The organism is Micromonospora parva (assembly GCF_000718515.1).
GTDB lineage: Bacteria > Actinomycetota > Actinomycetes > Mycobacteriales > Micromonosporaceae > Micromonospora > Micromonospora parva.
Map to the genome: position 1 here is coordinate 438,013 of NZ_JNZS01000007.1, position 10,843 is coordinate 448,855.

Here is a 10,843-nt window from a genome sequence, read left to right on the forward strand (position 1 = left end):
CAGCGCGCCGACGGGGTGATCTCGTACCGGACTGCCTTGCCGTTCGAGCGGCGTACTCCCTGCGCACGCGGATGATTCTCCGTGGCGGTGCTGACGTACCGGATCGCCGGCTTTCGGCGCCAGCGTTGCTATCTCAGCCTCGCCGATGCGCAGAAGCAAGGGCCAGGTGCTAACGACCGCGGACATACGCCTTCCGCCGGGACCAATCCCCGGCCCGACCTGATCGCACCTCGGAGTCCATCCACGATCCGACGTGCGGCACCTGCTGAATACCGACGACCGTGGTCCAAGCGTTAATTGCTCAGGACGCAGCAGACCACGTGCCGCAGACGATCGGGCCCCGGTCAACGCGACAGGCACAAGACTCAGCTTGCGGACGTGAACCACTAGAACTGCGAATCGCAGGGCGCTGGGGGTCTGGTCACGAGCTGCAGTTGTTGAGCATGCTCTGCAGGGCGGACTTCTCCGACGACTGCAGGGTCAGGCCCCAGCTGTGCTTCACGGTGATCCACATCTTGCTGTAGGTGCACCGGTACGACGACAGCGGCGGCTGCCAGGTGGAGGGGTCCTGGTCGCCCTTGGACTGGTTGACGTTGTCCGTCACTGCGATCAGCTGCGGGCGGCTCAGGTCGTTGGCGAAGCTCTGCCGACGGCTGGTCGTCCAGGAGTTGGCACCGGAGCGCCAAGCCTCGGCCAAGGGGACGACGTGGTCGATGTCGACGTCGGAGGCCGCCGTCCAGGTCGCGCCGTCGTACGGGCTGTACCAGCGGCCGGAGGTGGCCGCGCAGGAGCTGTCGACAACGACAGAGGTGCCGTCGCGCTTGAGGACCTGCTCACGGGTGTTGCAGCTACCGCTGATCGTGATCCAGTGCGGGAACAGATCCCTTGAGTAGCCGCTGGTCGAGCCTTGGGTTGCCACGGTCAGGGCGTTGAGCTGCGATTGGGCCGTTGCCTTGGACGGGATACCGGGAGGTGCGGCCGACGCCGGCTGCGCGCTGACGCCAACCACGCAGGCGACGGCGGCGAGGACGGCTGCGCCGGCGTGGCGCGTGACGCGTGGGAAACGGGCGGAGAGTCGGACTACCCGCATGAGGGCCTCCTCGGAACTGGGTGGACGGCAACCGTCTCCGACGATCATGTACATCTATGTGCCTGCTTGTGAAGAGGTGGGGAAGCAGTTACGAAACTTCGATGAGCTTGAACGTCACTGGTTCGAGGGTGTGGGCTGGGGGTCGGGTATTCCACCCATGCCTCTCATTGCGCGTTCCGTCGGCACATGGTCCGACCCCTACCCTCAGCCAGGCAATGCAGCGCTCGCTCGTCGTATCACACAAGCCTTACCCGCTAGGCTGTCGCCAGGCTCGCTCGCCTAGATAGCCCCACGCCAAACGAGACCGAGTGGAATGATCTTGCGGAACCTAGTGAACAAAAATCGCGAAGTTGATCTCTAACGCCGCAGGTCAAGAAGCCTGCTCCCCGCGCACGCGGGGGTGATCCACGTCCGCTGACCAGCGGCGGAGCGCCGCGAAACTGCTCCCCGCGCACGCGGGGGTGATCCCATGATCCCCGACACCAGCCCGCCCGCGCAGCCCTGCTCCCCGCGCACGCGGGGGTGATCCCGGAGCTGATCAGCGCATGAGCACCACCGCACCCTGCTCCCCGCGCACGCGGGGGTGATCCTGGTGTATCGGATGCCAAGTGACGGACGGGGAGCTGCTCCCCGCGCACGCGGGGGTGATCCGAAGCGGTGACCGGATGTCTATGGAACCGGTCGCTGCTCCCCGCGCACGCGGGGGTGATCCGCAGACCCTGGACTACACATCCGGGCTGAAGATCTGCTCCCCGCGCACGCGGGGGTGATCCCTACTCGCCCCGCAACCCGCTCGGCACCTGGTACTGCTCCCCGCGCACGCGGGGGTGATCCGGACGCCCCAGTGGCGGACCCCAGCAAGCCAGCCTGCTCCCCGCGCACGCGGGGGTGATCCCGCGACCCGGTCACCGGCCGGGAGGTCGTGAAGCTGCTCCCCGCGCACGCGGGGGTGATCCCCTCGCGGCGGACTTCCGTGTCCGCAAGTCGGTCTGCTCCCCGCGCACGCGGGGGTGATCCGGACACCTACTCGCGCACGATCGGCATGCTCGGCTGCTCCCCGCGCACGCGGGGGTGATCCGCTGACGAGCCCGGACGCGCCGACGGGTGAGCCCTGCTCCCCGCGCACGCGGGGGTGATCCCCCGCTTCAACGGGCGTTCATGCTGGCCGGTGGCTGCTCCCCGCGCACGCGGGGGTGATCCCAGCCGCGGCGTCGTGCTACCCCTGACGCTGTTCTGCTCCCCGCGCACGCGGGGGTGATCCGCCGCCGCCATGGTGGGTGCCCCGATCGCGGTCCTGCTCGCCGCGCACGCGGGGGTGATCCGGCGCGCACCGCGCTGAACGCCGCCGCCCGTCACTGCTCCCCGCGCACGCGGGGGTGATCCCATTCCGCTCGGGCTCGGTGACCCTGAACGGCTCTGCTCCCCGCGCACGCGGGGGTGATCCCGGGATGGCTTCGTTTGCCATGGCTCAGTTCCCCTGCTCCCCGCGCACGCGGGGGTGATCCCATGGCGTCGTAGATCGCGTTCAGCTTGCGGCTCTGCTCCCCGCGCACGCGGGGGTGATCCCTTGAAGACGTTCATCGTCTTCGCGGCGATGTCCTGCTCCCCGCGCACGCGGGGGTGATCCCAACCCGTTCGGTAACAGCATCGGTGACCTGGCCTGCTCCCCGCGCACGCGGGGGTGATCCCGACTTCCTCGCCGGCGCCGAACGGTCGGCGTTCTGCTCCCCGCGCACGCGGGGGTGATCCGTTGTCGAACCGCGCCAGCACCGGCAACGTGGACTGCTCCCCGCGCACGCGGGGGTGATCCCTCACCGCCCGGCCGGCGAGCGCGAGCAACCCACTGCTCCCCGCGCACGCGGGGGTGATCCCTCGAAGACGCGTACGCCGACGCCGCGGCCGCCCTGCTCCCCGCGCACGCGGGGGTGATCCGCCGGCGCCCGGGACGCCAGTCGCGTTCCCGTTCTGCTCCCCGCGCACGCGGGGGTGATCCCTCTGCCCGCTCGGCGCTCGCGCGACCCTCCGCCTGCTCCCCGCGCACGCGGGGGTGATCCCGGCGTGATGTCGTCGAGCGTGCCCTCGTTGATCTGCTCCCCGCGCACGCGGGGGTGATCCCGGGAGGTAAAGGATGAAGTACGAGTTGCCGCCCTGCTCCCCGCGCACGCGGGGGTGATCCGTCGTGGACGTGGGTGAAGCTCGCCGCCATGGCCTGCTCCCCGCGCACGCGGGGGTGATCCCGTTGCGGAGTCGCTGTACCCGGTGCGGACCAACTGCTCCCCGCGCACGCGGGGGTGATCCCTGCAACCTCGGCCACGTCAACCTGGACCAGTTCTGCTCCCCGCGCACGCGGGGGTGATCCCTGGGTGTGGTTGTCCCCGTAGACGTGGAGGGTCTGCTCCCCGCGCACGCGGGGGTGATCCCAACGCCTGCTCGCGGGCCGGGGTGGACTGCGGCTGCTCCCCGCGCACGCGGGGGTGATCCCTTCAGCGGCAAGCGTCGCTTGACCTCGCGAACCTGCTCCCCGCGCACGCGGGGGTGATCCCGACATCATGATGTGGCAGTCGATCAACCCGGTCTGCTCCCCGCGCACGCGGGGGTGATCCCGTGGGGACGCTGGCCGTTCACAGCCTCTCTGCGCTGCTCCCCGCGCACGCGGGGGTGATCCCGCCACCGGCGTCACGTCGTCGAACCCCATGCCCTGCTCCCCGCGCACGCGGGGGTGATCCGGTCGCGCACGCGATCCCGGGCCCGTGCTCGTGCTGCTCCCCGCGCACGCGGGGTGATCCGAACCGACGGACGGGGGCGTACGTCGATCTACCCTGCTCCCCGCGCACGCGGGAGTGATCCCTCGGGCATCAGCGCGATGACGGTGAACGTCGCCTGCTCCCCGCGCACGCGGGGGTGATCCGGTCCCGGCGGAGTCGGTGGCCGTCTCCACGGACTGCTCCCCGCGCAGCGGGGGTGATCCGGCCGGCAGCGCGACGCCGATCATCCCGATCGTCTGCTCCCCGTGCACGCGGGGGTGATCCGTAGGTGCCACCAGCGAACTCGGACGGCTTGGTCTGCTCCCCGTGCACGCGGGGTGATCCCTTCGGCGGACCGATCGTGCTCAGGAGGTGACCCTGCTCCCCGCGCACGCTGGGGTGATCCACCGTCCGAGCGGTGCCAGATCCGTCCGTTGTACTGATCCCCGCGCACGCGGGGTGATCCGGCTCTGGCCTGAAAGGACGCCTTCGGCCAGGACTGCTCCGCGCGCACGCGGGGATGATCCGCTGCGAGGGGCGGCGCGCGGCCTGACCCGTAGCCTGCTTCCCGCGCACGCGGCGTGATCTCGACGCGAACACTGAGAACCGCAATACTCGGTCTGCTCTGCAGCGCATTCGCGGGTGAGCCGTGGCCGACGTCAATGCGGCACTCCGACTCCATCTGCCTGCTCCCGCGCAGGCATCGGGGGATCCTAACGATGGGATGGACAAGAACACCGCAAAGGGAGGTTCTCCCGCGCACGCGAAGAAGGTCAGAACTCCAGCCGCCGGATGCAAGGGCCGAAGTCAGCTCCTCGCGCCTTGCTTTTACTACGCCGGACGTCCGCGCTTCCCAAACCGGCGGCGCCTTGCTGCTTTGCTCCAGCCGCCGGGTATCGCAGGATTGACGATCGGGTCAACAGGGCGACGCATCAAGGTCACCCCATCGAGATCCACAGGCACCCAGTGATGGTCGTGGGCCACGAACGAGAGCCGCTGCTCACCGGGGACCTGGTAGACCAACAGAGCGCGGCCAACGCCTGCCATCTCGGTCACCCGAGTCCACAACCTGTCTCGCACTCGGGTGCTGACGTGCCCCACGTACACACCTGCGGTCAGCTCCAACAGCCACTGCGTCAAGTGCCCACGCAGCCCAGGTGGGCACGCAGTCAGGATGATGACGGTCATCAGAAGTCGACCTCACCGATGTCGGCGTAGTTGCGGCCCGCAGTGAATTCGATGCCGCTGTCGTCCCAGAGGCGGAGGGAATCCTCGTCCTCAATCTCACCGCCGGGCTGCGGCTGGAGGAGCAACATCCGGATATCACGGACGCAACGCGCGAGGATCGCGCCGTCATGAACACGGTCGCGTACGGCCCGTCGGGTGTCCGCGCCGATGTCAGTCGAACCGCTCGCCACCACGTCGAAGGCGACGGGGATGGTGATCTCCGCCTTGTAAAGGTCAGCGATGTCGTATACGAAGGCGCGCTCATGCCCAGTGTGCACGAATCCGAGCCCGGGTGCGGCACCAAGCGCGACGATGACGGCGTGCACGATGCCGTACAAGCAGGCGTGTGCGGCTGATAATGCCTGGTTGATGGGGTCGCCAGCAGCGAAGTCGGCCTGGTCGTAGTCACGGTGACTCCAGGCGACCCCGCTTCTCTGGGAGTGTTCACGGTAGGTCCGGCGGACGCGTGCGCCTTCCTTGCCACGTAGTTGCTGCATGGTGAGATTGGCGGTGCTCTCACCCGGGAAGCGCATCGCGTACATGGTGCGGGCGACGGCGAGCCGGCGATCACGGTGACTGACCGCAGCGGCCTGTGCAAGGAGCAGCCGGCTGGAGGCTGCGAGTGAGCGACCGTGGGCGTAGTAGCGCACGCCCCGCTCGCCGACCCAGATGGCAGTGGCACCGTGGTCGGCGAGCAAAGCGATGGCCTGGTGGGTGATGCTGGTTCCAGGTCCGAGCAGCAGTACGCCCACTGCTGCGGCCGGGATGTGCACCACGCCTCGGTCATCGGTGGCGGTGATCGCGTTGCTGTCTCTGTGGATCACGCTGCGCTCGAGGTAGAGGAAGCTGATTCGGTCCTCAGCGCGGGTCAGATCGGCAAGTTCGGCTGGCGGTACACCTGGGATCTTCATTGGTCAGCCTGGCGTCAGCTGGTGGGTGCAAGCGTGAGCAACCCGCAGCCGTACGCCTTTGCATGCCCGATCCCGCTGGTCAGCGTTCGGCGGAAGGCATCCGCGTCGGTGACCTGGAGGATGCCGTCGTAGGTGACGGTGGTCAGGGTGACGGTGCCCATGCCGCGCTTGAAGGCTTGCGTCTGGCTGTGGTGCAGCCGCAGGTTCGGGCGTCCGTCTTGCTGATGTGCCAGCGCGAATCCGTTTCGGTCGGCTCGGCTTGCCAGCCATTGCAACTGCGCGTCCTCGCGCAGGAAGCCGAAGCGCTGCGTTTCCTTCGAATCACTGGTCTTGCGGCCGCTGTGGGTTGGGTTGGCGGTCAGTCGGAACGCCCACTCCTGGCCCGCGCTCAACGAGAGGAGCAGACCGTCGTAGTCGCGGGTCACCCACGTCTCGGTAGTCGGCCAACCGGCCTGCTCGACGAGATGGGTGAGGTCGGGACGGCCAGGGCTGACGACGTAGAGGTAGACGGTCGCGGGCGCTGACGTGTCGAGCCGCCACAACGTACGGGCGCCGTCCCGCTCGTGATCCTCGGGGTTAGCGAAGGCCGAGCGGACCGCGGCGTGTATGGCATGCGGTGATGACAGCAGCTTCCGCGCGCCCCTGCGGGCCGGGTTGATCTGGAACCGGGTAAGGAACAACGTCAGCCTCCCAGCAGGCTTAGCGGGTCATGCTCGACAACGTCTGCCCGATCCGAGCGATCGTTGGTGACGTCTACGTGCCGGCGCAGAACCGACCGCCACGTGTGTTGCCGATGCGCTGGATCGAAGCTGACCGGCTCGTCAGGCACGGTCTCAGTGACCGGCTCGCCGGGTCGGGCGTCCCTGATGATCTCCAGCCGGACCGTCCGGGCTGCCTTGCGTCGGTACCAGTCAGCGGCGAGCCAAGGCCATGAGGCCAGGGCATTGTCGAGAGTCTCCTTGTGGACGCCGAGGCTGATGGGCCCGATCGGCGGGCAGGAGCGGCGGCCAAGGTAGAGGGGAAACTGCGGCCGGCTCAGTGCCTCCGCCAGGCCGTGCAGCAGCTCGCTCTCCCCGCTGACGGCGGCGAGGAAGGCTGCGTCGGACAGGTAGAAGCGGTAGGTCAGTGGTGCGCTGAGACGGCCGTCGAGAGAACGGGCGGTCTGAAAGTCCCGCAGGATCTGCCCCGGCTGATCGAGCCGTACTCCGAACTCCAGACCGAGCAGGTCGGTGAGCGGCTCGGTACGTCGTACACCTCTGGCTGCCGCGAGCAGCCCGATGACGCCGCTCTTGGTCGGTGCGACCTCAGTGCCTCGGCGGGCGAAGCGGCTGGACGACCCCCATGACTGCAGTGGGCCGGCCAGCCGGAGCAGCAGGACGCTCATGCCGGCTGGCCGAGCGCTACGCCGACGTGCTCTCCCACTCCGGCGACCAGTTCGCTGAAGCTGACCGCCTTGCCGAGGTCGGCGAGCACAGCGGTCTTCTCCCCGACCTGGGTGACCCAGCTAGCGACCGGCCGCTCTCCGAAGGCGTTCTCAACTGCCGTGGTGTGCTTGGCCAGGGCTGCTGCGGCCAGTTCGACGCGGCCGGCAGCGTTCGTCTCACGGATGGGCGTTTCGAACGCGCCGACGAGATTGATCGGCTGCGAGTCGCGCAGTCTCACCAGTACGGCGTCGGGCAGCGTCCGGTGGGCGAACGTGTTCTGCTTCCCCGACGGCATGCTGCGCGCGAACGCGACCAGGAATGCCTCGACGGCCGCGCGGGTGGCTGCCGCGTCGCCGAGGGTGTGATGCAGGGCGTCGACGTCGACTGTGGCGTACCGGTAGAGGGTCGACGAGTTGAACTCGATGGTGCCGATCATCCCGGCGCCGGTCTCGGCGGCATCGGCCTTTCGGTCGTCCACTGCGGTGAAGTAGTCGAACTCGTTGTCGACCGCATGCACGCTGATGGCGTGGGAGACCTGGCAGGCAGCGTCGACGTTGATGTCCGTCATGTCCGCCATCATTCGTCCAAACATGGCAATGTCGATCGAGTGATCCGTATTGGCCAACGCTTTGAACCGGGCCTTGTCCAGCGGAGTGCCGGTGCGCGCCGCTTCCAGCGCGGCGGCGGCAAGGTTGTCCAGCTGCTGGTGGCTGAGGAAGAGCAGGTAGCCGGACTCGACGTCCTTGACCTCGCCCTTCTTCTTCTCAGCCTTGGCCAGGCCGGAAGCGACGAACACCTCGGCGGCCAGTGCGGACGCGGTCTCGTCGGACTGGCTCGGGTCGAGGGCCTTAATCCGTGTCGCGAGCGACTCCCCCACGCGCTTGGTTCGCTCGCCGAGCTGGGATCGGTCGAGTAGGCCGGCGAATGCTAGCCGGACGGCTCGCTTCCAGGCCTGGCTGGAAACGCGTGCACGCCGGACGCCACCATAGACAGCGGTCTTGGGTGACCCAGTGTCGTCGCGGTTGAGGTTGCTGGGCGGCACCGTCTGCAGGGCGTAGACGTCAATGATGGTGCGGCTCATGATGGGTCCTCCTCGGAGTTCTCGGTGGCGAGGGTCTGAACGTCTGTGCTCGGCTGGCTGCGGAACGACTCCCGGCCCCAGATGGCCTGGATCTGCGCACGACCGCCCGGCCGGCGAAGGGTGTAGAGGTCGTCGGCGAGCAGGCCGTAGTCGAGGGGCACCTGGTGCTCGCGCAGCATGGTGGTGAGACTGCGTAGGTGGTAGATGCTCTCGCGGTAAGTGCTGGCGGTGCCGAGCGCGGCGAAGCGGCGGCGCACCCCTTCCGGGCCGTTGGACTTGCGGACGAGGTCAGCCATGGCGAGGCCCAGCCCGCGTCCGTCTACGTGCATCCGCTCCCGGCGTGACTGCTGGTGCAGCGCGTACAGGGTCACTGCGTCGTGTACCGCGTGCTCGGTGTCGGCCGCCTCTGCATCGTCGGCCGGCCGGTAACCCAGCAGGTGCTCCGGAACCTGCAGGTACCGCTCCAAGGTGAAATCGAAGCCCGGAGCTCGGCCGATGCCGCGCCTTAGCCGGGCCAGGGCGCTGACCGCCTCCGGTTGCGATGCGTCGCTTAGCAGTCGCGCCTGCAGGCTCCCCACGGTGCGGGCGACGTGCTCACCGAGGTCCTTGCGGCGCCGGACCCACGGTTTACGTGCCGGCGCAGGTGGGGGATCAGTCTCCACCACGGTCATGCTGGTTCCTCCTGCCGTTGTTGCGAAGTCTCGGCCGCCATGGGCAGCGCCTTGGCCAGGCCGACGCGGAACCACGCCTCGGCCTGCGAGCTGGAGTAGTGAACGTCTCTGCCGTTTCGATCGACGCCCGCGCGGCCGATCCAGGCCGCTGGCCCGGACGCGGCCACCAGTTCCTCGCCGAGCCGAAGAATGGCTCGGCGCACCAACCGCTGCCACGAAGCGCGCTCCCCCGCCGGATCGCTGTCCGGACCCAGGCGCGCCAGCCAGTCACGAAAGTTCTGGTCCAACCGGGCGTACGCCTGCTCGGCGGCCCGCTCGGCGTCGCCGCTGTCGGTGTCCCGGCTACCGGCCGCGCGGGCCAGGTTGTCAGCGAGCCGACGCAGTACCTTCACCGCGCTCTCGGCGTCACCTGCGGCGTCGACGGCTGCCGTGCGCAGCGCAGAGTTCTCGACTAGCAGCAGCACATTCATGGTCAGCGCGTCGCTGAACACCTCGTCGACGACTGCCTGTTGGGTGCCGTAGGTGACGCTGGTGGCCCTCGGACGAACCCGAAAATCCGACCCGACCACCCCGGTGACAGTCAGTCGGGCTAGCCACTGCACCACCATCGGCGAGAGCCGCTGTGGCGGTTCGGCGCCGGGTGGTGGTGGCGCCGGGAGGAGTGTCTGCAAACCACGCCACAGGGCACGGCTGTGGTCATGTGGCCGCGGTAGGTAGATCGGGGTTCGCTTCTGTTCGCGCTCGCGCGGCCCGCTGCGTCCCCACACGCTCATTGGTTCCAGCAGGTGCCGATCCTGCCAGTCGAACCTGTCTCCGATAGCGATCATGGCTCCGGTGACGCCACTGGCACCACCGAAGAGCCGGATACGGCGAGACTGCCAGGTGTACAGGCTGAGCAGTCCGTAGGGGCCGCGGGTCGCATCACTCTCTTCGGAGGCCGTCTGCGGCTCACGCTCCCACACCGGTAGGTCTCGATCGTCGGCCTTTTGCCAGCCAGGAGCGATCGGCACCAGGTTGAGCAGCAGCGTTTCCCGCAGAGTCGAACCCTCAAGGTGGACGCCACCCAGCGCGCCAACAGACGCCACGCCGATCGGATAACCTCGCCCGCCCTTGACCCGTGGGTCTCCGACCGCACCCGTCTTGATGCCGGACGGGTCGAAGGCCTGGCAGTGCACCAACCAGCGGGCGGCCTCGGCCGGCGAGATCGACTTCATTCCTTCCCCAGCACGTGTGGTCAGGAACGGAATGCCATTGGGCACGTCAGCGATGAGACGCTCCAGCCCGAACGTGTTGTTCTTGGCCGCTCGCAGGTCTGCGACCTGGTAGAACGGCTGTTGCGGGTGCAGCAGATCGAAGCGGTCTCTGAACGCTCCGAGGTAGTCGGCTATATCCGCCGCCGGGAGCTGCGGGGCATGCCACAGTGCCCGCCACGCGCCGTCGCCGGGCGGGCCGCCCGTCGTCCGGTGCAGGACGGCGAGCGCGAGTCGCAAGATCGCGAACGACTGCGTGGGCAGCTCGCAGGCGATCATGCGGATGTCGCCGGCCTGTTCGAAGAGGCCGAGCAGCGACACGTCGCGGCGCTGACCCGCAGCGTCCAGCACCGGAATCCACGCGTCGTCCACCAGCGAGAACCCAGGTACCTGATCGAAGCTTGTCAAGTCTCTCACCGCCGTCTAATCTCGACCGAGTCCACTG

At 68.4% G+C, this 10,843-nt stretch carries 8 protein-coding genes and 1 CRISPR repeat array; all 8 genes read right to left on the bottom strand.

The genetic code is table 11. The features are described 5' to 3' along the window. Positions 1-421: 421 nt before the first annotated feature. On the bottom strand, positions 422-1,090 hold the full coding sequence (locus tag IF22_RS0111400; RefSeq protein ID WP_030331037.1) for an HNH endonuclease family protein: 669 nt from the start codon (positions 1,088-1,090) through the stop codon (positions 422-424). A gap of 379 nt (positions 1,091-1,469) precedes the next feature. Then, a CRISPR array of direct repeats spans positions 1,470-3,817; the repeat unit is 28 nt; unit sequence CTGCTCCCCGCGCACGCGGGGGTGATCC. 848 nt (positions 3,818-4,665) lie between these two features. After that, entirely contained in the window at positions 4,666-5,022 is a 357-nt protein-coding gene (gene cas2e, locus IF22_RS0111405; RefSeq protein ID WP_030331040.1) for a type I-E CRISPR-associated endoribonuclease Cas2e, read from the bottom strand. Then, positions 5,022-5,972: a type I-E CRISPR-associated endonuclease Cas1e gene (cas1e, locus tag IF22_RS0111410; protein ID WP_030331042.1), complete on the bottom strand. Its 951-nt coding sequence runs from the start codon at positions 5,970-5,972 to the stop codon at positions 5,022-5,024. Before cas1e ends, cas2e begins: the two co-directional genes overlap by 1 nt. A gap of 14 nt (positions 5,973-5,986) precedes the next feature. Then, positions 5,987-6,652, bottom strand: coding sequence for a type I-E CRISPR-associated protein Cas6/Cse3/CasE (gene cas6e, locus IF22_RS0111415; protein WP_030331044.1), 666 nt, complete (start codon positions 6,650-6,652; stop codon positions 5,987-5,989). 2 nt (positions 6,653-6,654) lie between these two features. Further along, positions 6,655-7,356 (bottom strand): type I-E CRISPR-associated protein Cas5/CasD, encoded by a 702-nt coding sequence (gene cas5e / locus IF22_RS0111420; protein WP_030331046.1) that lies wholly within the window; start codon positions 7,354-7,356, stop codon positions 6,655-6,657. Further along, positions 7,353-8,477: a type I-E CRISPR-associated protein Cas7/Cse4/CasC gene (cas7e, locus tag IF22_RS0111425; RefSeq protein WP_030331048.1), complete on the bottom strand. Its 1,125-nt coding sequence runs from the start codon at positions 8,475-8,477 to the stop codon at positions 7,353-7,355. Before cas7e ends, cas5e begins: the two co-directional genes overlap by 4 nt. Continuing rightward, positions 8,474-9,148 carry a type I-E CRISPR-associated protein Cse2/CasB gene (casB, locus tag IF22_RS33715; protein WP_051708353.1) on the bottom strand — a complete coding sequence of 225 codons (675 nt, stop codon included), beginning with the start codon at positions 9,146-9,148 and terminating at the stop codon, positions 8,474-8,476. Before casB ends, cas7e begins: the two co-directional genes overlap by 4 nt. Next, a complete protein-coding gene (gene casA, locus IF22_RS0111435; protein ID WP_030331053.1) occupies positions 9,145-10,806 on the bottom strand; it encodes a type I-E CRISPR-associated protein Cse1/CasA in 1,662 nt (553 codons plus the stop codon). The genes casB and casA overlap by 4 nt, the downstream gene beginning before the upstream one ends. Positions 10,807-10,843 lie beyond the last annotated feature (37 nt).

Bases quoted from the DNA above. Each gene is read 5' to 3' on its own strand.
- IF22_RS0111400 (WP_030331037.1), bottom strand. From the start codon at position 1,090: ATGCGGGTAGTCCGACTCTCCGCCCGTTTCCCACGCGTCACGCGCCAC.
- cas2e (WP_030331040.1), bottom strand. From the start codon at position 5,022: ATGACCGTCATCATCCTGACTGCGTGCCCACCTGGGCTGCGTGGGCAC.
- cas1e (WP_030331042.1), bottom strand. From the start codon at position 5,972: ATGAAGATCCCAGGTGTACCGCCAGCCGAACTTGCCGATCTGACCCGC.
- cas5e (WP_030331046.1), bottom strand. From the start codon at position 7,356: ATGAGCGTCCTGCTGCTCCGGCTGGCCGGCCCACTGCAGTCATGGGGG.
- cas7e (WP_030331048.1), bottom strand. From the start codon at position 8,477: ATGAGCCGCACCATCATTGACGTCTACGCCCTGCAGACGGTGCCGCCC.
- casB (WP_051708353.1), bottom strand. From the start codon at position 9,148: ATGACCGTGGTGGAGACTGATCCCCCACCTGCGCCGGCACGTAAACCG.